At 40.6% G+C, this 23019-nt stretch carries 20 protein-coding genes and 1 tRNA gene; 13 read left to right on the top strand and 8 right to left on the bottom strand.

Annotated elements, in window-relative coordinates; translation table 11 throughout:
• Positions 1-7: 7 nt before the first annotated feature.
• The gene (gene trmB / locus ACE1AT_RS29675; protein ID WP_374874728.1) at positions 8-658 is read right to left on the bottom strand and encodes a tRNA (guanosine(46)-N7)-methyltransferase TrmB; all 651 of its coding nucleotides are present in this window, start codon (positions 656-658) and stop codon (positions 8-10) included.
• 357 nt (positions 659-1015) lie between these two features.
• On the opposite strand from trmB, the gene ACE1AT_RS29670 reads away from it, so the two are divergent.
• Positions 1016-2122: a metallophosphoesterase family protein gene (locus ACE1AT_RS29670; protein ID WP_374874727.1), complete on the top strand. Its 1107-nt coding sequence runs from the start codon at positions 1016-1018 to the stop codon at positions 2120-2122.
• Between the two features lie 153 nt (positions 2123-2275).
• On the opposite strand, the gene ACE1AT_RS29665 is transcribed toward ACE1AT_RS29670, so the two are convergent.
• On the bottom strand, positions 2276-3490 hold the full coding sequence (locus ACE1AT_RS29665) for an FIST N-terminal domain-containing protein (RefSeq protein ID WP_374874726.1): 1215 nt from the start codon (positions 3488-3490) through the stop codon (positions 2276-2278).
• Between the two features lie 365 nt (positions 3491-3855).
• Between ACE1AT_RS29665 and ACE1AT_RS29660 the strand changes: the two genes are divergently transcribed.
• From ACE1AT_RS29660 to ACE1AT_RS29645, 4 genes are all read left to right on the top strand, one after another.
• Positions 3856-4077 (top strand): Calvin cycle protein CP12, encoded by a 222-nt coding sequence (locus ACE1AT_RS29660; protein WP_374874725.1) that lies wholly within the window; start codon positions 3856-3858, stop codon positions 4075-4077.
• 565 nt (positions 4078-4642) lie between these two features.
• A complete protein-coding gene (locus tag ACE1AT_RS29655) occupies positions 4643-5239 on the top strand; it encodes a DUF3177 family protein (protein ID WP_374874724.1) in 597 nt (198 codons plus the stop codon).
• Between the two features lie 534 nt (positions 5240-5773).
• On the top strand, positions 5774-6112 hold the full coding sequence (locus tag ACE1AT_RS29650) for a KGG domain-containing protein (RefSeq protein WP_374874723.1): 339 nt from the start codon (positions 5774-5776) through the stop codon (positions 6110-6112).
• Between the two features lie 229 nt (positions 6113-6341).
• Entirely contained in the window at positions 6342-9119 is a 2778-nt protein-coding gene (locus tag ACE1AT_RS29645; protein ID WP_374874722.1) for a M16 family metallopeptidase, read from the top strand.
• 137 nt (positions 9120-9256) lie between these two features.
• On the opposite strand, the gene ACE1AT_RS29640 is transcribed toward ACE1AT_RS29645, so the two are convergent.
• A tRNA-Leu gene (locus ACE1AT_RS29640) sits at positions 9257-9337 on the bottom strand.
• A gap of 619 nt (positions 9338-9956) precedes the next feature.
• On the opposite strand from ACE1AT_RS29640, the gene accC reads away from it, so the two are divergent.
• Complete coding sequence (accC, locus tag ACE1AT_RS29635) at positions 9957-11300, top strand: acetyl-CoA carboxylase biotin carboxylase subunit (RefSeq protein WP_374874721.1); 1344 nt, start codon at positions 9957-9959, stop codon at positions 11298-11300.
• A gap of 18 nt (positions 11301-11318) precedes the next feature.
• On the opposite strand, the gene ACE1AT_RS29630 is transcribed toward accC, so the two are convergent.
• Together ACE1AT_RS29630 and ACE1AT_RS29625 are read right to left on the bottom strand one after the other, a co-directional pair.
• Entirely contained in the window at positions 11319-12533 is a 1215-nt protein-coding gene (locus tag ACE1AT_RS29630; protein ID WP_374874720.1) for an RNA-guided endonuclease InsQ/TnpB family protein, read from the bottom strand.
• Positions 12534-13091: 558 nt separating this feature from the next.
• A complete protein-coding gene (locus tag ACE1AT_RS29625) occupies positions 13092-13379 on the bottom strand; it encodes a YggT family protein (protein WP_374874719.1) in 288 nt (95 codons plus the stop codon).
• Between the two features lie 537 nt (positions 13380-13916).
• On the opposite strand from ACE1AT_RS29625, the gene psbX reads away from it, so the two are divergent.
• From psbX to ACE1AT_RS29605, 4 genes are all read left to right on the top strand, one after another.
• Entirely contained in the window at positions 13917-14036 is a 120-nt protein-coding gene (psbX, locus tag ACE1AT_RS29620) for a photosystem II reaction center X protein (protein ID WP_026082138.1), read from the top strand.
• 208 nt (positions 14037-14244) lie between these two features.
• A complete protein-coding gene (locus ACE1AT_RS29615) occupies positions 14245-15174 on the top strand; it encodes a Ycf66 family protein (protein ID WP_374874718.1) in 930 nt (309 codons plus the stop codon).
• 64 nt (positions 15175-15238) lie between these two features.
• Complete coding sequence (locus ACE1AT_RS29610) at positions 15239-15799, top strand: TolB family protein (RefSeq protein ID WP_374874717.1); 561 nt, start codon at positions 15239-15241, stop codon at positions 15797-15799.
• Positions 15800-15863: 64 nt separating this feature from the next.
• Positions 15864-16388: a TolB family protein gene (locus tag ACE1AT_RS29605; protein WP_374874716.1), complete on the top strand. Its 525-nt coding sequence runs from the start codon at positions 15864-15866 to the stop codon at positions 16386-16388.
• A gap of 161 nt (positions 16389-16549) precedes the next feature.
• Here the strand turns inward: ACE1AT_RS29605 and ACE1AT_RS29600 are convergent, their stop codons facing one another.
• A complete protein-coding gene (locus ACE1AT_RS29600; protein ID WP_374874715.1) occupies positions 16550-17554 on the bottom strand; it encodes a succinate dehydrogenase/fumarate reductase iron-sulfur subunit in 1005 nt (334 codons plus the stop codon).
• 1431 nt (positions 17555-18985) lie between these two features.
• Here ACE1AT_RS29600 and ACE1AT_RS29595 point away from each other — a divergent pair.
• Entirely contained in the window at positions 18986-19420 is a 435-nt protein-coding gene (locus tag ACE1AT_RS29595) for an AbrB family transcriptional regulator (RefSeq protein ID WP_374874714.1), read from the top strand.
• A gap of 103 nt (positions 19421-19523) precedes the next feature.
• On the opposite strand, the gene ACE1AT_RS29590 is transcribed toward ACE1AT_RS29595, so the two are convergent.
• Complete coding sequence (locus ACE1AT_RS29590) at positions 19524-19733, bottom strand: hypothetical protein (RefSeq protein ID WP_374874772.1); 210 nt, start codon at positions 19731-19733, stop codon at positions 19524-19526.
• Between ACE1AT_RS29590 and ACE1AT_RS29585 the strand changes: the two genes are divergently transcribed.
• Positions 19718-20596 (top strand): lysostaphin resistance A-like protein, encoded by an 879-nt coding sequence (locus ACE1AT_RS29585; protein ID WP_374874713.1) that lies wholly within the window; start codon positions 19718-19720, stop codon positions 20594-20596. The genes ACE1AT_RS29590 and ACE1AT_RS29585 overlap by 16 nt on opposite strands.
• Positions 20597-20851: 255 nt before the next feature.
• On the opposite strand, the gene recN is transcribed toward ACE1AT_RS29585, so the two are convergent.
• Positions 20852-22606, bottom strand: coding sequence for a DNA repair protein RecN (recN, locus tag ACE1AT_RS29580; RefSeq protein ID WP_374874712.1), 1755 nt, complete (start codon positions 22604-22606; stop codon positions 20852-20854).
• Between recN and ACE1AT_RS29575 the strand changes: the two genes are divergently transcribed.
• A complete protein-coding gene (locus ACE1AT_RS29575; protein WP_374874711.1) occupies positions 22606-22827 on the top strand; it encodes a hypothetical protein in 222 nt (73 codons plus the stop codon). The two genes, recN and ACE1AT_RS29575, sit on opposite strands and share 1 nt — an antisense overlap.
• Positions 22828-23019: the final 192 nt, after the last annotated feature.

The following is a 23019-nucleotide window of genomic DNA, read 5'->3' as shown; positions in this document are numbered from 1 at the left end:
CTATCCCTTATGAGCTTTCTGCTTTTATGGCTGTAAACACAGCACGATATACAGGTTCGCCCTTTTTCTGGGTTGCTATTTCTCTTTCTGTAGAGACTGGGAGGGGATTTTCTGTTAACCACTCTCCTAAACCTTGTCTTTGAAAACTAGGATGAGCAGCAAAGCGATCGCACATTTCTATGGCGACAAATTCTACATCTGATTGTAAAAATACCATTCCCCCTGGGATCAGATAATCTGATAGTTCTGCAACTAGTTCCGGTTGTACTACCCGCCGTTTCGCATGACGATTTTTAAACCAAGGATCAGGAAATTGAATACTGACACGCTGCAAGCTTCCTGTGGGAAGAGTCGATAAAAGCGATCGCAAAGAATTATTGACGTTACAAAATAAATAGTACAAATTTTGTAATTCTAACTCATCCCGCATCCTATTTGCTTGATTTACTAAAGGTTCACGAATTTCTAAACCCAAAAAATTCCAACTTGGTTCTATCTGCGCTAATTGTAATAAAAATTGTCCCCTGGCACAGCCAATATCTAAATGCAGTGGTTGATTTGGCTGGAAATAGACTTTTCCCCAGTCTAAAGGATTAGCTGGTGCTTGATACTTGTTTGCTAGGGGATTGACATGCTGACGGACTCGAACGCGTACCAAAAAAATCTCCTTAATTATTTATTGCTTGTTGGTATTTGTTAGTTTTTAATAAGATTTTTTGTTCTTTTTCTTGGTTTTTGGTTTGTATCAAGATCATGTATTTTAACCATAATCAATTCTTATTTTGACATAAATTCTCTTTTTGAATGATGTATGAGCTTGAAATTATCCTAATAATGCAGGCTTTTATAAATAATTTGCTTTCTTAAGTTAATCTTCATTATCTTTTCCAAACAACAAATTTTAAATATGTACAAATATTAAGTGGGATCATTGCTACGCAAGTCTAGGAGGCAGAGGTTATACTTTATTTTAAAAGGATTTTTAAACGTTGTTTTTAAAATAGTCTTTACTTCAATGATTCCCAATTTTCGCTTTGCTATAGTCAGCGACTTACATATTGCTCTTCCTCACACAATCTGGAATCATCCCAGTCGTTTTCATTTGGTGGAAGTCAGTGTTTCAGGGTTTGAAAGTGTATTAGAACATCTAACCCAGTTAGATTTAGACTTTATTTTACTACCTGGAGATTTAACTCAGCACGGTGAACCAGAGAACCATGCTTGGTTAGCACAACGCTTGGCAAAGTTACCTTTTCCTGCCTACGTTGTTCCTGGTAATCACGATGTTCCTGTTTTGAAGGCTAATGAGCAATCAATTGCATTTGCGGATTTCCCTGCTTACTATCGTAAATTTGGTTACACAGATTCTAAACAACCTTACTATACCTGTGAGGTCTTGCCAGGAGTCAGACTCATTGGCCTAAATTCTAACTTGTTCAATGACCAGGAAAAACAAATAGGACGTTTGGATATTGAACAACTGCGATGGTTAGAAGAAGTGCTAGCTGCAAGTGGTGATGAATTAGTGCTGGTGATGATACACCACAATGTTGTGGAACACTTACCTAATCAATCACGCCACCCCATGGCAAATCGCTATATGTTAGAGAATGCTGGGGACTTATTATCCCTGTTGCGACGCTACGGAGTTAGGTTAGTATTTACAGGACATTTGCATGTTCAGGACGTAGCGTACTCTCAGGGTATATATGACATTACCACTGGTTCTTTAGTCAGCTATCCTCATCCTTACAGGGTATTAGAGTTTCGTCATGATCGCTACGGTAGGCAATGGTTGCAGATGTTGTCGTATCGGGTCGAGTCAGTCCCCGATTTCCCAAATTTGCAACACAGTTCACGCAAATGGATGGGCGATCGCAGTTTTCCCTTTTTAATGAAATTTTTGACCTTGCCTCCTTTGAGCCTACCATTAGAGCAAGCTCAAGAACTAGCTCCCACCCTGCGAGACTTTTGGGCTAATGTTGCCAATGGAGACGCATTATTTGACGGTTCCCACTTTCCACCAGAGGTAGGCCATTATTTTGAAAAATACGGCGCGATCGCCACTTGTGGTACACCTACACTCATTGATAATCACAGTACTTTGTTAGTTAGGAGTTAGTCATTGGGCATTGGGCATGAATCAGTTAACAGTTAACAGTTAACAGTGAGCAGTTTAATTTGATAACTGATAACTGATAACTGATAAGTATCCCTTGTCTCCCTTCCCAATTTTTAATTTTTAATTTTTAATTTTTAATTGATAAGTCCCCGATCACCCATTCTCTAAAGATCGACAAATCCCAAAGACAGAAGTATAACCATGTAAAAACGTTGTATCACCAACAGGGCCGATTTCGCCAGCGCAGAAAAAGCCCCCCAAGGGAATATTATTCAGGTAACGCTGAAATAGCTGGGAATCAAAATTGGGTTTGCCATATAACCCTTCGCCTCGCCCTAGACAGGAAAACATTAATGCACCAGCAGCAGGCTGAGATTGTTGTTCTTTTTGATAACGTTCGAGGAGAAATTCCAAGTCCTCCGCCGAAGCTTCGGCGTCTCGGAGGTGGAATTGTAGACGCTGGCCAGGACGAACGTAATCACCAATGGCGATCGCTCCTCCTGAAGGGTCTACCCCCAAAATCTCGCGAATTAAAAAGTCTCCTTGTTGCAAACAAGGCTTAAATTCATCCATTGCTAGACCGACAAATAAAGAATTTTGCGCCAGTGTTCGGTCTTCTTCGCTTAAACTCGCAATTAAATCTCGCAGTATCGAAAGTGGTGCTTGTTCGTCTAATTCTAAAATGATGTTGCGATCGCCTTTGGTAACTTGGTATGGCTGGCCAATAGGCCGACATCCTTGAGCTACTATTGTTTCTAAAACAATATTGCCACTTAACGCTACCCCAACCGTTCCTTCTTGATACAAACGACCATTACAAAAAAGCGCAATTCGACCACCCATTACGCCACTACTTGCTTGACCTCCAACTTTCCTAGAGCCTGGATACGCATAATCCAATCCCTGTAATAAATCGTTGATCCCAGACGAGAAGGAAGCAGACAGCAAAATAAAATGAGATGTTGGTGAAGATGGTACACCAATCAAATCGATCCAAGAGTTTGGTGGTCCATCCAAGTCGGGCAATTGTTCGGCAACAATATGAAAAGCTTTGACATCCACTCCAGGCAGATGAGCTAAACTCAGGCTTAAGGCTGGTTCTGCTTCCAATTCTTGGGTGTGTCCAGCCAAACTAGTACCAATGACACCACCACCACTACAGCCAATCAACACAGGGACTGAAAGTTGTTCTGCTAAAAGAGGTAACAGTCGGGAATACTCACTTGTAAAAGCAGACGAAATGAATACCAGCCCTAAATCCGCAGGTGCTGATAAGGAAGAAGTTGCGCGTTGTACCACATCTGCAACAGCTGCTTCTAAAGAGGGACGGGTTGACAGGGCGTTTGCCCACTGCATTTGGTCTGCCATGAATTTTACGCTTTTCTACAATCCGGCTAGTAGTTTTTTATTTTTTATCTTGGAAAACATGAAATTGCATCCCAAAATCAGGTGAAATTAGCTCTTTATTAAATTCTATAAACTTAGAATTGCTATTACCATTACATCTATCTAAAGATAATTGTATGATCTTCTAGGTGTATGCTTGGTAAAATATTAAGAGAAATAGATTATAAGACAATATGTCCTGTTAATTGCTGTACTTTGTTATAAAGTAACAATCAAGAGTACTAAAAGTGGTAGCTATATGGCTAGAATAGTGTGGAATAGTGCAAAAAAAGCCCTTTCCGTACTTTTTCTATACTGGTATTAATAACACACAGCAAATTAGAACTATGACAGACATCCACAACAGAATCGAAGAAGAAGTTAAAGAAGCTCGCGCTGTCTGTGATCTTTCAGGTAGCGATTCCGCAGAATGTGCTGCTGCTTGGGATGCAGTCGAAGAATTACAAGCAGAAGCTTCTCACCAAAAGCAATCCAAGCCAAAAACTCCTTTTGAGAAGTACTGTGATGATAACCCCGAAGCTGATGAGTGTCGTATTTATGAGGAATAATAATCAATTCGGTGACTTGATCTAAAAATATTGACCAACAAGTAACAAAGATCTATTTGCTAATATTTTCCACTTTCAGTTTGTTGCTCGCACAATCTTATACTTTCGTTGTGTCCCACCTTCAGGAATAGGTAGGTACACATTAAGTGTAAGTTATATTTTCTTCTTGTCAGGAGAAAATATTAAATATTTATGTATTTGTTGCGAAAAAACTGAAATTATCAAGCATATAGTCAACCAAGGTGGGTTTACCACTTTATTTCTGGCTATTAATGTTTGTTGGCAAATATTTAGTTTTGGATCTTCTGGTTACTTGTTTTTTATTATGGATGAGGATATTTTTCTCTAAATTTACTTTTTATGGATAATTCTTAAAGTAAGACAAAATGACAGAATTACACAACTAACACCTGTAAATTAGATCACACTAAGAGCATTAAGGTGTAGCATTTAGATTATAACCTTAGTTTTTTAATTAAGCTATCAGCTATTATTTATAAGATTATTGGTTAACTATTAGCTGTATATTCTCTAAGTAAAATTATTTATCACTTGTGGAAATACTATGGGAAAAGAAATTTGGTTTCGCCCTTTTGTTTGGATGGATTACAGATTAGCTGTATTATTTACAGTCATTATTCCCCTGATTCTGCTGATTTGGGCTTTTGTGCAAAAAGCTGAGGGAATGCAACGCTTGTTAGCTATTTACTGGCGAGTATCTAGTCTGTTGCTTCTTACTATTTATTTAATGATTGCTCAATATCCAGTCAGTTTTATCTCTGGATTTTTGGCTCGTATCCTAATACCAATTTCGCTATGGTTCTGGGTGGATCTTAATGATGAAATTGAGTATCAGTCTAGTGGGCCATTAAAGCTGATTTTTACTTCTTGGCGCTGGGCCACAACTATTTATTGTATTCTCGGTTCACTCGCCTTTATACCCTTTTTGGGTTGTGCTTTTTCTGAAAATATTAGCAATAATCCCAATTGTCATGTCTGGTTTGAAGCACCCTTAGTATTCAAAGAATGGTTCCATCCCAAAACTAATGCTGGTTTTCTCGGCTTCATTGGTATTATTGGTTTGATAATTTATGTAGTTTATCTGAGCTATTTTGTCTTAATAAAGTTGGGTAAGCAAGGACGTTCAGCTACACAACAGTAATTAGTAGAGACGTTGCAGTGCAACGTCTCTATATGTCCAAAATTATGACAAAAAATTCTTAATCGAGCAGTATTGAAAACAAGGATTATCCTAACAAAGACGCCACACGAACAAGGGTTAGGGAATAGGTTTTCATTCTCTCGTTCTGGAATTTTCCCATGACTAGCTGGGAAATTTTAAATGTTAAAATAGATGAGATTGCTTTTGTATGCAAATATCAAGGTAATTTCTCTCCCTAATGATAGATGTGATTAGTGTTAAAACAAAATCAACAAGTATTAAGTTTTTATTTATTTGTAAATATTTTATTTACACAATAGAATCTTTTTTTTAATCAATTACTCTAACTATAGAATTATTTTTTGTAATCAAAAACATGTTTTTCTGGCGACAAAATACTCTATTAGAAAGAGGTTGAGATAATTTTAAATTTGTAAATTAGACACAGAATCAAGAGCTATTGGTAGGCTCTTTGGATTCTTTAAAACTGCCTTTTTTGACAAGAATAAAAACGAAGAAAAACGGAGAATTATTATGTCAGATACAAGCAAACGTGGATTTGCATCCATGGATGAAGATAAGCAGCGTGAAATTGCTAGTAAAGGCGGAAAAGCTGCTCACGAAAAAGGAACTGCACACGAATTTACATCTGAAGAGGCTAGAGAAGCTGGTCGTAAAGGTGGAGAAACTACAAGCCAAGACCGAGAATTTATGGCAGAGATTGGTCGAGAAGGTGGTAAGCACTCCCACAGAAGCGATCGCAATGATAACGACGAGAACGACGAGAACGAGGAGGAAGAAGGAAAAGGTACTCAAGGTGGTAGCCATGAACAACATGTAAAAGCTGGAAAGCAAAGCCACAAGAACAAATAAAGCTGAATACCTATAGACTCCAGAAATCACCTGAGCGGATTTTAATTTGTAGAGACGCAAAATTTTGCGTCTCTATAATTTTATGTTTTTTAAAGCTTTTTTACCTAAAAACAAGAGCGATCGCAACTTTTTCATACAATTGCCATCACGCTTTTACGCTGATTTGTTAGCCTGATTAAAGTAAACTCAAACTTTGCTGACTTCAGTAAATATTTTTCTGTACCTTAACATGCGTTTGTTCAGTAAGCGGCTTGCGTACATTCTCCTTGGCTTGTTCCTCAGCTTGACCCTGAGTGGAGTATTTATTACTAATAACTTCAGTTATGCTGTTACACCAGTCCCTGAAATCTCTCTAACACAAGGGGTGCGTAAAACTGTTCTAGATAATGGCTTAATAGTGTTAACTAAGGAAGTTCATACTGCACCTGTGGTCAGTGTCCAAGTTTGGTATAAAGTTGGTTCACGCAACGAAAAAGCAGGGGAAAATGGCATTTCCCATCAATTAGAACATCTAATGTTCAAAGGTACTAAAGACCGTCCAGTGCAGTTTGGTCGCTTATTTAGTGCTTTGGGTAGTCAGTTTAACGCTTTTACCACTTACGATGAAACTGCTTATTTTGGTACGGTAGAGCAGGACAAACTAGAAGCACTGGTGACTTTAGAAGCCGATCGCATGAAAAACTCTGTAATAGGAGCTGAACAATTAACCAGTGAAAAACGTGTGGTCATTTCTGAGTTACAAGGATACGAAAATTCTCCTGGTTATCGCCTCAACCGCGCTGTCATGCGATCTGCATTTCCGAACCGTTCCTACGGTTTATCTGTAGGAGGGACAAAAGCCGATGTCGAGAAATTTACAGTTGAGCAGGTGCAAAATTATTACCAGAACTATTACAGTCCAGAGAACGCAACTTTGGTACTTACAGGTGATTTTGCAACGGAACCAACTTTAAAAGTTATACAAAAAACTTTCGGAAAGTTACCGAAAAGAGGAAATGAGAACACGGGGACACGGGGACGCAGTGACGCGGTGAATCCAGAAAAACTCCCCGTGTCTTCTTCTGCTACTAAAAAATCTCCTATTGTCTTAAAACAACCAGGAAGTGCAGCACTTCTGCAAGTTGTTTATCCGTTACCAAATGTTCATCATCCAGATGTGGCTGCTATTGATGTCATGGATGCAGTTCTCACAGGTGGACGTAGTTCTCAGCTTTATCAAGCTTTAGTAGAATCTGGTCTAGCGAGTTCAATTAGTGCTAGTCCAGTAGAATTAATTGAACCAGGTTGGTACGATATTAGTGTGACAGCTGCTCCTGGTCAGGAATTACCGAAAATTAACCAGGTATTGCAAACTTCTTTGACCAAAATACAACAGCAACCAGTCACAACAGCAGAATTAAATCGAGCGAAAACACTGCTACAGACTTCTTTTATACTTAATAACCAGGATATTACCAGTCAAGCCAATCTACTGGGACTTTACCAAACTGTCGCCGGAGATTATCGCTACGTAGAACGGTATTTAGAGGCGATCGCCAAAGTTACACCCCAAGATGTGCAGCGAGTTGCGAAAACTTACCTCAATCCTGATCAACAAACTATTGGCTTTTTTGAACCCACCCAAGTAGACGGTAAATCAGGGACTTCTAGTAGCGGTTCTGGTCGGACGGTAGAAAACTTCAGTCCTGGAAAACCTGTAGACCCAGCAGAACTGGCTAAATACCTACCTCCAGCGACATCAAACACGACTTCTCAAAATCAACCTCTACCAGAGGAATTTACCCTCAGTAATGGCTTACGAGTTTTGTTGTTGCGCGATCGCAGTGTTCCCACCGTCAATTTAAGTGGAAATATTGACGCAGGTAGTGAATTTGATACTAATTCTCAAGCCGGACTTGCAAATCTGGTTGCAGCTAATTTAATGAATGGGACACAGACACAAAATGCTCTCACCATTGCTCAAAAGTTAGAAGATCGAGGAGTTGGCTTAAACTTCAATGCTAGCCGTGAAGGAGTCAGTATTAATGGTAATGGATTATCTGCTAATCTACCGATTATGATTCAAACCTTGGCAGATGTTGTTCAAAATGCTACCTTCCCCAGTGACCAGTTGGAATTGAGTCGAGACAGAGCCTTGACAAGTCTGAAAATCCAGCTAGATGATCCCCGTGGACTAGGAAGACGGGTATTCCAACAAGCGATTTATCCAGAGAATCATCCTTTTTACAGTTTCCCCACAGAGAAAAGCTTAAAGAGTATTTCTCGTCAAGACTTGGTGAAGTTCTATAAGGAACACTACCGACCAGATACCACAACGATCGCTTTAGTTGGAGATTTTGACCCAGCTAGCGTCAAAGCTTTGCTGAATAAAGCTTTCAGTAAATGGCAAGCCCAGGGTAAACCAGTCAACATTAGTCTACCACCAGTATCGTTACCGAAATCTACAAAACGCGTCAACTCAGTGATTTCTGGTAAGGCGGAGGCTGTAACTTATCTTGGTTATAGTGGTATTTCCCGTAAAGATCCTCGTTTTTATGCTGCTTTGGTACTGAATCAAATTTTAGGCGGCGATACTTTATCTAGCCGCTTGGGTACAGAAGTACGCGATCGCCAAGGCTTAACCTATGGTATATTCAGCGCTTTTGCTGCTGGTAGTCAACCAGGCCCATTTTTAATTCAAATGCAGACCGCTCCCAATGATACCCAAAAAGCGATCGCCAGCACCATCGCTTTACTTAAGCAGGTGCGGGAACAAGGTATAACTGAAGCGGAATTAAACACAGCAAAACGCTCAATTACCAACAGTTACCCTGTAGATTTAGCAAATCCCAGCGACGTAGCTGATTTAATTTTGAAAAATTCCGTCTATGGACTTTCCTTAGCAGAAATCAAAGAATTTCCTCAGCAAATTGACGCAGTGAATATGGCTCAAGTACAGCAGGTAATTAAGGATTTGATTCATCCAGAAAATCTTGTAATTGTGACTGCTGGGCCAGGGGGAGATTAATAGTAGGACAAGGGAAGGGGGACAGGGAGGACAAGGGGGACAGGGAGGACACAAACATTAAAACCCACTTGCTTTAAGTGGGTTTTAACTATTAGCCTGCATTTGAGTCGCGGGCGGGATTTTTAAGTTAAAAAATATGCGGATGGCGAGACTCGAACTCGCAAGGCAAAGCCACACGCCCCTCAAACGTGCGCGTATACCAATTCCGCCACATCCGCAAGGTTGCACTAAGGATTAAATATAGCACAACAAAATCATTATAGTGGAGTCATAATTAAATTTTTCACAAATTCAAGACTCTGTATGTACAAAATTTTGACCCTTGACCCATTAGACTGGCAGAAATGTAGCGTTTCAAGGGAAAGTACTCGTGCGACAAAGCCTGACTATAGGGCAATACGGTTCAGTTAAGAAGAAATGTAGGTTGGGTTGAGCGCAAGCGAAACCCAACAAAGCCTTGATAATGTTGGGTTACTCTGCGAGAAGCCGCGCAGGGCGCGTCTACGTTCCTCAATCCAACCTACGCTAGTTTTAGTTTTTAGCCTTAACTGAACCGTATTGGACTATAGGGTGTAAACGTCCGACGGTTAGCTCCTTGCAGGTACAGTGAACAGTTATCAGGCATATGCTGAGAGACTTATACTCAATAAATGAGATAGATAACAGATAACTGATAATTGATAACTGTTAACTCCTGTCATAATTTGAAATCAGGCGAAAGCGTTTTTTTAAACTAGCCGGGAGAAAATGTCAACCAAGGGCTGAATTATCAACACCTATCCTTTACACTTGGTGACTTCTTTAGTCAGTTTACTTAACTTATATCGACACTAAAAGATGAAGTTTGACAAAATATTAATTGCTAATCGGGGAGAAATCGCGCTTCGCATTCTCCGGGCTTGTGAAGAAATGGGAATAGCAACTGTGGCGGTACACTCTACCGTTGACCGGAATGCGCTCCATGTCCAACTAGCTGATGAGGCTGTTTGCATTGGTGAAGCTGCTAGTAGTAAAAGTTATCTAAATATTCCTAACATTATTGCCGCAGCCTTGACACGCAATGCTAGCGCTATTCATCCTGGCTATGGTTTTTTGGCAGAAAATGCCCGGTTTGCAGAAATTTGTGCAGATCACCATATTGCTTTTATTGGCCCTTCTCCAGAAGCAATTCGGTTGATGGGAGATAAATCCACAGCCAAAGAAACCATGCAAAAAGCAGGAGTACCAACAGTACCAGGTAGCGATGGTTTGTTAGAGTCAGACAAAGAAGGATTGGCGATCGCTCAAAAAATCGGCTACCCCGTGATGATTAAAGCCACAGCTGGTGGTGGTGGTCGGGGTATGCGTTTAGTGCGTTCCGAAAGCGAATTTATCAAATGTTTTCAAGCAGCCCAAGGCGAAGCAGGAGCCGCATTTGGTAATTCTGGGGTTTATTTAGAAAAATTTATTGAGCGTCCGCGCCACATTGAATTTCAAATTTTGGCGGATAATTACGGAAACGTGATCCATTTAGGTGAACGGGATTGCTCTATTCAACGTCGTAATCAAAAATTACTGGAAGAAGCCCCTAGTCCGGCTCTTGACCCAGAATTACGGGAAAAAATGGGGCAAGCAGCTGTGAAAGCAGCCCAATTTATCAATTATAGTGGCGCCGGAACTATCGAATTTCTCTTAGATAGATCCGGTGATTTTTACTTTATGGAAATGAATACCCGCATTCAAGTGGAACATCCTGTTACAGAAATGATTACAGGGGTAGACTTGGTTGTTGAACAAATCCGTGTCGCTCAAGGTGAAAGACTAAAACTTACCCAAGATCAAGTGGTTTTACGGGGTCATGCGATCGAATGTCGGATCAACGCCGAAGATCCCGACCACGATTTTCGTCCTGCTCCTGGTAGAATCAGTGGCTATCTCCCACCTGGAGGCCCTGGTGTCCGCATAGATTCTCACGTCTACACCGATTATCAAATTCCCCCTTATTATGACTCCCTAATCGGTAAACTAATTGTCTGGGGACAAGACCGTCCTACAGCCATTAACCGCATGAAACGAGCGCTCCAAGAGTGTGCAATCACAGGACTACCAACTACTATCGGTTTTCATCAAAAAATTATGGAAAACCCACAATTTTTGCAGGGTAATGTTTACACCAGTTTTATACAAGACATGCAAGGCTAGAGGTTGACACTCACCGCCCTATAAGTGCGGTGATTCTTGCTTCATAGGGATTCCAATGAATTTACCCTCAGCAAGCATCTTGACCGTATGCCCTACGGCTGCAAGTCCGCGTATCGCGACTACTTGAGCGGCTGCAACATCTCTATCAGTCGTATAGCCGCAATTTGAGCAAACATGAATACGTTCTGATAGTTCCTTTTTACCTGTCTGAGTTCCGCAATTGGGGCAGATTTGACTTGTTTTACGTGCGTCTACTTTTTGAAAATAAACATTGCGCTTAAAACAAGTCTGCTTAAGGATGTTAAAGAATTGACCAAATCCGGCATCTAGGCAATGTTTACCCAACATCCCTCTAGATAGCCCAACTAGGTTTAAATCTTCAACAAACACCATCCCCACATCGTTGCAGATTTGGTGAGACAGTTTTCGATGCCAGTCTTTACGAGAATTAGCAACGTACTCATGCAGTGAAGCAACTTTCTTCTGTGCTTTCTTCCAATTGTTCGAGCCTTTGCGTTTTCTGGAAACACGCTGTTGCAGCAATTTAAGCTTGCGTTCGCACGTCAAAAAAAACCTCGGACGCTTGACTAAAAGTCCATTAGAAGTTGCTACGAAACTTGTTAAACCTACATCTATTCCTACTGTTTCTCCGTGCGGCATCGGTTGGGGTGGGTTGACATCCCATTGGACGGTTAACATTACATACCATCCAGAAACACGCTTGACCACACGAGCTTGCTTGATAGTTCCGCCGTCTGGGATGTTTCGTGATTGGCGGAACTTGACCCAACCAATAACAGGTAGATTAACCCGACCAGTACTTAGCCTATCCCCCTTCATTTGGGGAAAAACAAAACTACGCATCTGTCCAGATTTTTTAAATCTAGGGAATCCGTGATTTTGTTCCCACATGCTTGTGAATGCGTTTTCAAGTCGCTTCAACGTTTGCTGCAAAACCTGAGACTGAACCATTTTTAGGTCAGGATTAGATTTCTTGGCTTCTGTTAATGACTTGCATTGACTAGCATAAGTTGGGCGTGGAGTATCAGCAGAAATAATGTATTCAGAGTGAATTGAACAAGCGTTAATCTGACAACTACGAGACTTATACCAGTCTTTGCGTTCCCGCAAAGCATAGTTATAGACTCGACGATTCATCTCAAGCCATTGCTCAAAAGTTATGAATTGTTCTTGAGTAGGCTTGAGCTTAAATTCGTACGTCAGATTAAACATTTGCATTACCTCCTGACCTTCGATTCAATGAACTTAAAAATGAGGCAGGCTTGTATTGGTATTATTCAATTGGCTTGGGACGTGACGCAAAAAATCAAGTCCCGCCTTCTGGGTTTGTTCGATATGCTGATAGTGCAACTCGCCGGGTATATTAAGGCGGGACTTGATTTTCCAGTCTAAATGAGATTCCAACGAGTTGTCTTTGTTAAAGCCGTGCGAGGCGACTGGAAGAAAAAGAACCAGGCTTCATTGTATTGTCGAGTTGCTCCTAAGTGCTTGTCGCTGGGTTTGTAAAGCCTGGTTCTTTTTCCCTAGCCAATATGCGATCCTCATTTTTAACAGGAGAAAACTGTGACTACATTATACACTTCTTTTACCTATCGCCATGATGAAAGATAACAACTAAAAGTCGTCCTTCTAGGACGAGGCTTTAAACCCAAATTTTTGGTAAAAGAGGTGGGAGAAGTGGGCATGGGGCATGGGGCATTGGGCATCGGGCATGGTTAATAACAACCACTAACCATCAACAACCAACAACCAACCACCAACCACCAATATTTATCGAGACATCATAATCAAGAGTCCTTGCTGACCAAGAAAAATTTCTCTAATAAAACTAAAGATACCAACCCAAATAATCGGTGTGATATCCACCCCACCAATAGGTGGAACTAACTTCCGCATTGGTATCAAAAACGGCTCGGTTGGCCAAGCTACTAAATTAAAAGGCAAACGATTTAAATCTACTTGGGGATACCAAGTTAGAACTATGCGAAAAATAAACAAAAGTGTCATCAATCCCAGTCCTAGACCGAGAATCCAAGCTGTAAGGTTAACACCAGTCATGGTACGAGCTTCTCACTCTCTGCAATAAAGAAAAAACCAGGCGGAACTTATAAAATTTGAAGCTTTTTTAAGCCTAATCATTATTATTTTAGCTAAATACTGTCTTTAAAATCGGTGTGGGGGTGTAGAGGTGTTAAACCCTTACACCCCCACACCCATTTCCAAACTAGTCTATCAAAATAACGTGGGAGGGTGAGAACCCCTAGCCTTTAGGCAGGAGATGAAACCTGACTCAACAAGTTTTGACTTGCTGTTTGTGTTTCAATCTTTGACATACTTTGACATAATTAAATGTACTAACACAGGATGAAAAACTCCAAACAACAAATGTGTTAGTAAACCAAAGTAGCCGTACAGCCTAAAAATAGGTCGAAGCGGGTAGGACTGTTTGAGCCAGTCAAAGCCTAATAAGGCAGAAAAATGCTGCAAAGTGTAGCTTGAGCTTCACGTAGCAACAACAGTTCAGGATCCTGGTTTTTCAAAGCCAGGAGAGTTCAATAAAATTAAGGTAAAGTCTGTAAAAAAAGGTTGAAAAGTATGACGCCTTCTTTAGCAAATTTTCTTTGGAGCCTGCTTTGGGGTAGTGTAATTGTCGTTGTCCCTATTACAGTGGGATTGATTTTTATTAGCCAAAAAGATAAAATCCAACGTTCTTAATAATTACCTACGGGATTTAGTTTGATTCTCAAAACCAGTAGCTTTTTAGCTTTGGGTAATTTGTAGAGACGCGATTGGCAAAGCGTACGGTTGTAAACAGCACGGCGCAGCCTTTAATGTCGCGTCTCTACAATATATTTAGTGCCTTGTTAAAGTAGAGATTTAAATACCAACTCGCTAACATAGATTTGATATTAGGAAAAAAACAATGGTAATTTTTTGGCTGAACTCAGCCAGTGTTCTGGCTCAAGTCAATTTTGGGGCGAACTCAGCCAGTCTTCTAGGAATTTTCCTGGCGATCGCTGGGGCTGCTTTGTATTTTCTCCGCACAGTACGTCCAGAACTCTCGCGAGATCAAGATATCTTTTTTGCTGCTGTAGGCTTGCTCTGCGGCTTTATTCTGATTTTCCAAGGATGGCGTCTAGACCCGATTCTACAATTTGGTCAGCTACTTTTGGTAGGCTCAACAGTATTTTTTGCGGTGGAAAGTATTCGGCTGCGAGGTATTGCAACTCAGCAAGCTAAACGTAACACTCCCATCGTGGATGATGAGCGAGAAGTTAGTAGTCGATATCAGTATCGGAAAAAATCTCCCTACAAAGCTGAGGTGGACGCAGAATTAGATTCCCTACCTTACGATGAAGAGTACGAAGATGAACGTCCGCGTCCCCGGATTCCAGGTAGCAGAGAAAACCGTTCATCACGTGGTGATTACGGTGATTACTATGAAGATGAACCCCGTCGTATAGAACGTCGCAGTAATAATGAAAGATCGGAACCTAGCGACAGAACAAACCGTCGTCGTAGTAGTTCGCGTCCAACTAGTCGTACAAGCGATCGCCCAGATGATGATTGGGGTACTACCTCTTCTAAAACAGTTGATGATTGGGATACCCCAACAACTAAAGAAAGAAGACCTTCCCGACGTGGGACTAATGCTTCCTTCCGACCTGAAAACCGTGATGATATTACAGATAGCACACCCAAACCACCTAGAAGACGCCGTCCGCCCACCAACACAGAATCTCGACCTGAGCGTCAAGATGATGATGTCATCTCTACTGATTATGTAGAATACAAGCCGATGAATCGTTCAGAAGGCGAATCAGATAATTCAGTGGATTTCGATGATGTTTAATTGACACTCTACTCTTATAAACTAAGGTGGAGGTTGCAAAAAAAGATCACGAAAAATTGTTAAGGTGAAAAAATTTACACCTGTATTTTGGCTCCAACGAGATTGTGTTTGGAGTCTGATTTTTGGTTTAACAAGTTTGCTTGTAGCTTGTAATCCTGACAATATTCCCATTGGTTCGACCTCTCTCAACAGTCGCTACACTGAAGAGCAACCGACCTTGAGTGGGAATGGCCGCGTTTTAGCCTTTGTATCAACCCGTAATGGCACTCATCAGATATTGCTATACGACCTACAGCAGCAAACTTTTTTACCTACATCGCGCTTAAATCGGCCAGGGACAATAGTTGAAAGTCCCAGTCTCAGCTATAACGGACGCTACATAGCCTACATTACCAGCGATCAGGGTAGGCCTGTTGTGGCACTTTATGATCGCGCTACCCAACAATCGCAAATTCTCACTCCCACATATAGGGGTTGGGTAAGAAATCCTAATATTAGCCCGGATGGACGTTATGTAGTTTTTGAGACAGCTAGCCGTGGTCAGTGGGACGTGGAAATACTGGATCGAGGACCAGAAATTGAGTTGGATATTCCTAATGGTGCAGATGTTACTCCTCTACCGTAGAGGTTGTGGGCATCGGGCAATCGGGCATTGGGATTGGAAATAATCAGCAAATGACAAGTGACAAATGACCAAATATATATTTATTCCTATAGTTACATTAACAACTTTATTAAGTGGCTGTGTTGGTTATCCCCGGCTTTTGAGTTACCCTTTCGATCCTGGTGGTAGAAGTCTCAATAGTCCTGCTTCAGAATTAACTCCACAAATTGCTGGAAGATATGTTGTTTATACTTCTGATCGGCGGGGTAGCCAAGATGTATATATGTTTGATATGGTGACTCGCAATTTGATTGATATACCTGGTTTAAATGCTTTTGATGCGATCGCCTCTCATCCCAGTGTTTCTGATGATGGTCGTAGTATAGTTTTTGCTGCTTCTCGTCAAGGTCGAACAGCCATCTTTTTATATGATCGAGAAACAAGACAATCACGCAATTTGACTGCTAATTTGCAAGCAGAAGTTCGTAACCCGACAATCAGTGCCGATGGTACCAGAATTGCCTTTGAGTATAGTAACAATGGACAGTGGGATATTTTAGTGTATAACCGTTCTGGCCAGCCTGTAAACATACCTCAAGACCCAAGGTAGGGAAGGGAGCGGGGAGCGGGGAATGGGCATGAATCAGTTAACAGTTAACAGTGAGCAGTTTAATTTGATAACTGATAACTGATAACTGATAACTGATAACTGATAACTGATAACTGATAAATCCTCCTTGTCCCCTTTCCCCGATCCCCTTTCCCCGATCCCTATTCCCTATTCCCTTCTTCCTGTATCGCCTCAATCAGCGATCGCACCTGTTGAGTCCCTTGGGAAGGTTCAAATGAAAGGGGAAATTTCCCCTTAGCAAGCATCCGCAAACCCAGGGGTGCAATACTAAGCAATCCTCTCAAATCCTGAAAATAGTTACCGACTACTTGTAAACTAAACTTTCTTTCATCAATCCAACCACCTGCTTTGACTAATTCTACTAATACTTTGCGATGGCGAATTGAACGACTGTCGCTTTTTTGTTTGTGGGTGAGAATTTCTTGTTTAATTTTGGTGATTTGATCTAATGGAGCAACATCCATAGGACAGACGCTGTTGCAGTAAAAGCAACGAGTACAACCCCAAACACCTTGGGTATCTTCGTTGTATTTTTCTAAGCGGTTTTCTGTTTCAGTATCGCGGTTATCGGCTACCATTCGGTAAGCTTTGGCAAGAGCATGGGGACCAACGAACTTAGAATTGACTTCAAAGGCATTGCATTCAGAAAAGCAAGCTCCACACATAATACAATTACCAGTTTGATCCAGGCGCGATCGCTCTTCTGGTGTTTGTAAAAACTCTCTTTCTGGTACTTGTCTGCTAGCTGTACTCACATAGGGTGCGATCGCCTCTAGGTTATCCCAAAAATTGCTCATATCCACTACTAAATCTTTAATTACAGGCATATTGCCAAGGGGAGCGATCGTAATTTCTGGAATAGCATTTGCCTTACTTGTGGGTGCTGCTAACTCTTGCAATCTAGAAATTTCACTGCCAACATTTTCTTTACAAGCAAGAGCAGAACGTCCGTTGATTCGCATAGCACAGCTACCACAAATTGTATTGCGACAATTTTTGCGAAATGCTAAAGTTCCGTCTTGTTCCCACTTAATTCGATTGAGGCAATCAAGGATTGTATTACCTGGTTCTACCTGTAAAGGGTAAGTTTGTACGTTAGCAGAAGAATTATGTTGCTGTCGAATTACCTTAAAAATTACTTCCATACCTTACCAACTTAAATCCTGAAATTATCACATTTACATAGAAAAGAGACTTTTACAGAAGTCAAAAAAGGGTATTGACTACACCAATATGTGTCTACAGCAGGAAACAGTAGAAAGCAAAAGGGGGGTAAGAATGAATAAATCAAATCCCTTTACTATTTAATCTTGAGCCTTTTACCTTATAATTCTTAACTTTTACCCCTAACGAAACGAGGTTGCTCCAACAAGCTATGCTCTAACTACTCCTATTTTAAAGCTAGCTGTTAACATGCTGATCATTAAATTGTTACTCATTATATAGTTCCAGGATCAGCATCAAAATCCTAGTTGTGGAAGCTCTGTATGGGATTATAGACAGTTTTGTCAACTGCTACACCCTATTACCTATAGAATATAACTTTATGTTGACGTTAACATAAATCAATCAAACTCTTACAAAAATAACTTTTGCAAGAGTTGGGAAAGGTGAAGGCTAAAAGGTGAAAGCGTTTTTATTTTCCTTTACCCTTTGACCGCACTTCTACAAGAAGTCTAATAAACAGCTGTACAAATTCCTCCTTTAGTCGCAAAGTGCTGTTTTTTTGGTTATATAGAATTTTTATAGCTGCTGATGAACATGGTGAGGTAATTAATAAGCAGCATAGTACTCTGAAAGATTTTATCTGGTCTCAATCAACAAACTCGATCATCTAACTCTCTGGTCAAAACTCCTTGTCTATATTAGATGAATTTTTATAAAATCCATACATCAATACTCACAACGGCAATAAAGCGGGAGGAAAATCCTCGCCGCTTTTTGCATTCCCAAGATAAAGGATATAAGATTTAAAGTCTAGCAATAAGTTTAATTCAAACTTAAACAATTATTTTGCTATTATGATCGCATGTTAGTATTTAATATAAAATTACGAAGTAACAAAACCAGTCTAAATAGCCGATTAAGTGCGGCCGATACTGCTTTGTTTATTCGTGATGGTCAGAGATGAAATTGATTTATCTCTATTGGCAGGATCAAAGAGTGTATGCTCAACAACCTTATGACAATACTATGCTGTTCTAAGCTTGAGGTAACATAAGGAAATTCTTGCTAATTCTTGAGTCTACGGCTGATTAAGTAGTGGAACTCGACCCGTTTGTAAAGATGGCTTAAAATTACACCGTCGCCATAGCATCAGCAAAGAAAATATTTCGTTTTCGATGGCAAATGATGGTTAAATGTGCCGTAAAATTACCGAAATAAATACCTGCGACAACTGGGACTCAAATAAATTATGGGCAACCATAAAAGATGATCTTGGCTGGTTAAAAGTAGGAGTTTGACATTTTTCTGGGTTTGTCAGCAACTTTAGTGAAAATCACCAAAAGTCAAATGCTGAAACAGAGAACTACACCTTTGAATAGTTTGGAGAGAGTAAGGAAATTTTGAGCGTAATGACTGAAACTGCAACCGCACCATTAACCGGAAAAGCACTGCTTGCAAAAGTCAAAGAGCTTTCCAATCTACCACGTCGAGAAAGAGCAAAACAGTGTGGCTATTATACTGTTACGAAAAATAATCAGGTTCGTGTAAATCTGACTGATTTTTATGATGCTTTGCTATCCGCTAGGGGAATTCCCTTAAGCCCAGAAGCACCAAAAGATGGTCGTGGTCGTGAACCGACGTATCGAGTTAGTGTTCATCAAAATGGTCAAATTGTCATCGGTGCAACATACACCAAAGCAATGGGCTTAAAGCCAGGTGATGAATTTGAAATTAAGCTAGGATACAAGCACATTCACCTCATTCAAGTAGATAGTGACAAAAAAGAACTCCAGTTAGATGAAGACATTGATGTAGAGGAAGATGAGATTGAAGAAGAAGAGTAAATTTTCCTAATCGTAGGGATAAAGTGAAGAGTGAATACTTAATAACTTTTCCCCTTGGCAAGCCAGAAAAAGTTTGCTAGTGTTTAATCTTTTGAGATAAAAATCAACGATTAGACATCTTGCAAAAGTTACCGAATTTAGTTGAAGCTTGATGAAGTAGAGAGAAAAGCAAAAAAGCAAGTAGTACTAAGGGTAAAGAAAAGGCGATCGCATCGCTACTCCCGATGACAAATTGCTCAAAATCGTGAAACCTTTTCTCTCCACAAGCGATAAATTTAGGATTGCGAGAAGTTTGTCGTGTTTTTTTATCCAATTTTGATAGCCTCCTTAAAGTCATCACTCTATAATTTGCAATCATTTTTGGAAAATGCACCAAGTTTGATTGTGGTGATGGCTTTTTTTATTGCTTGGGGTGGATGTTGGTTCCCCATCGCAGCTTTGTTATCTGTGTTCCTCAATTGGAAACCCAACCAGCCTTTAAAATCAGAGCAAAAGTTACCTTTATTATTGTCACTTTATTTATTAATACCTTTTATTTTTTGGCTTATCACTTGGTTGACGAAAACACCGATCTCAGATTACGGCTTGATGGCTAATATTTCTATCCTAAATTCCGTCGCTCTGGGTTTTAGTTTAGGTATATTGAGTTTAGCAGTGGTTTTTACATGCCAATTTTGGCTCGGATGGTGTAAATTTGAATACAGCAATATCAAGCAACTACCATCTATTTTGCTACCTATTTTATTGATAGCTTTATTTGTAGGTGGTATTGAAGAATTAGTTTTTCGGGGATTTTTATTTACAGAATTAGAGCAAAATTATCCAGTTTGGCTAGCAGCAATCATATCTAGCCTGATATTTGCTGTATTGCACTTAGTTTGGGAACAACAAGAAACAAAACCTCAACTTCCCGGACTATGGCTAATGGGGATGGTATTAATATTGGCGCGGTTTGCTGATCGCGGTAACTTAGGTTTAGCTTGGGGACTACACGCCGGTTGGATATGGGCTATAGCCTGTATAGATACAGCCCAACTGATCAATTACACCGACAAAATCTCAGACTGGGTGACAGGTAAGAACAAAAAACCCCTAGCTGGATTAGCAGGGATAGTGTGTTTATTACTAACTGGGGTAATTCTCTGGTTTGGTTATCACCCAATACAGTTCAGTTAAGGTATTAGCTCTCAATACTGCAAGGTATAGGATTAGGACTAGCCCTTTCAAGGCGGGTAAAAATCCTCACAAAAATTACCGAATTTTAGGCTTTTCACCTTGGTGTCTTAGAGTCTACCCTGCGGGAAGCCGCTGGCGCGTCTTTGTGTTTCAAAAGTTGATTTTTCACCACCAAGACACCAAGACACCAAGAAAAGTACATTAACCCTAGTCTTATCCCTTGCAGTATTGAGAGTGTAGGAGGAAATTACACCCTTACACCCTTACACCTTTTTTTTGACGGTGATTTGCAGCTTGCGTTAGCAAAGATTCCGCAAAAGCGATCGCTTCTTGGGCTGACTTACCACCAGCTAACTGAGCTAGTTCTTCCCGACGTTTGTTTAAGTTATCCAAGCTAGTAATACGCACAACTGTACGTTCTTCACTTGAACCATTGTGTTCTTTCTTACCTTTAATTTGATTTACCACCTGCTTATCGACGCGAAAATGTCGATCTGCCATGGCAGCAACTAAAGGTTGGTGTGTAACACATAATACTTGGTGAAACTGGCTCAACTGGTATAGTTTTTCGGCGATCACCTGGGCTACTCTTCCCGATACACCAACATCAATTTCATCAAATACCATTGTTCCCGTCGTCTGTGCTTGGGAAAAACAAGCTTTCAGCGCCAGCAGAAATCTACTCATTTCTCCACCAGAGGCTGTTTCTGATAGAGGTTGTAGTGGTTCTCCTGGGTTGGGGCTAAACATAAATGTGATTTTGTCTGCACCCATGATTGTGGGGGGAATAAGTGCAATTTCGACTTGAAACTGAACCTTTTCCATCGCCAAAGGTTTTAGTTCTTTGATCAGTTTGGCTTCTAATTTGGCTGCGGCGGTACGACGTAATTGTGTTAACTGTTGACAAGCTTGTGTCAGTTTTGCGAAACACTCAGCTTGTTGGATTTCTAAACTTTCTATTGATTGTTCACTATCATTAAGTTCGGCTAACTCGGCTTGGATGCGCTGGTAATAGGCGATCGCTTCCGCAAGTGTCGGCCCGTACTTGCGACAAACTTGCTTTAATTCGCGGATTCTGGCTTCTACCTCTTCCAATCGCTGCGGATCTGCCTCTAAACTTTCCCCATAAGCATTAATTTGCCTAGATACTTCCGTCACTGTAGCTTGAGCATCCCTCACCATATCTAACAGTGGTTGCATCTGGGAGTCGTATTCAACCATGTCAGTTAACGTTTCTTCGCTGTCTCCCAGCAAATCTGTAGCGGTTGGGTCTTCTCCATCGTTTTGGTATAAAGCTTGGTATACTTTATAACTCATCTGCTGGAGTTCGACAACATGATTTAGGCGTTGGTGTTCTTGTTGGAGTTGTTCGAGTTCATCGGGTTCACTGAGGTTAACTTCTCCTAGTTCCTTGACTTGGTAAGTTAATAAATCCAGTTGTTGTAAGCGTTCCCGTTCTGATGTCCGGCGTTTTTCTAAGGCTTGGTGTGCTTGTTGATAGGCACTAAAAGCAGTGGCAACTTCTTGACGTTGTTGCAAAATAGATTCACCGCCGTAGACATCTAACCAATCGCGAATTTGGGCAGATTGTCCGAATAAAACTGTTTGGCCTTGAGCAGTGATTTCCACTAGGCGATCGCGCAGTTCTGACATCAACTGCTGATTTACCAACACTCCATTTACCCGCGATTTACTCCGTATTTTTCCTGAAGTAGCTGTAATTTCCCGACTAATAAATATATAATTTTCTTCAATTAATTCTATTTCTTGTTCAGTTAACCAGGCTATTAAAGCAGAATTAGAAGTAAAAGTTGCTTCTACCATTGCCCGATTTGTACCAGTGCGAATCACGCGACTAGAAACCTTTCCGCCCAACACTGCATCGATCGCATCCAAGATAATCGACTTTCCCGCGCCGGTTTCGCCTGTCAATACATTTAATCCTGCGCCAAATTCTAGTTCTAATTGGTCAATCAGGGCAAAATTTTCTATTCGCAATAGAGATAACATTGAGTCATTCGATTTTAGATTTTGGATTACTCTACGAGAAGCCGCTTACGCGTCTATGGATTTTGGATTTTGGATTACTCTTCCTTGAAGCCGCCCGTAGACGCCTTGCGGCTACCTACGGTAGGCGCGTTAGCGACTTGGTGCAAGTAGACAGGGAGTGTCTACCCGTTAGGGTAGGGCGTCTATGGAAAATGGAATTGACTCCAATGCGTGGAATCTAAAAGGGTGTACCATCAAAAAAATATCGATCAAATTATCCGTCAGGGTAGACGCCAGATCATTTTTACTTAAAGGATACTAAAGATTGTGTTTTTGCACCTTGCAATATTCAATACTTTTTTACAAGCTAGCCCTTTTATGGATACCAAAACTAGTTTAGTTTGATTTCTATCATGTCGGCGTACTTAATAAGG

The sequence above is a fragment of the Pelatocladus sp. BLCC-F211 genome, assembly GCF_041928655.1.
Lineage (GTDB): Bacteria > Cyanobacteriota > Cyanobacteriia > Cyanobacteriales > Nostocaceae > Pelatocladus.
This window is presented reverse-complemented; position numbering and strand designations above follow the sequence as displayed.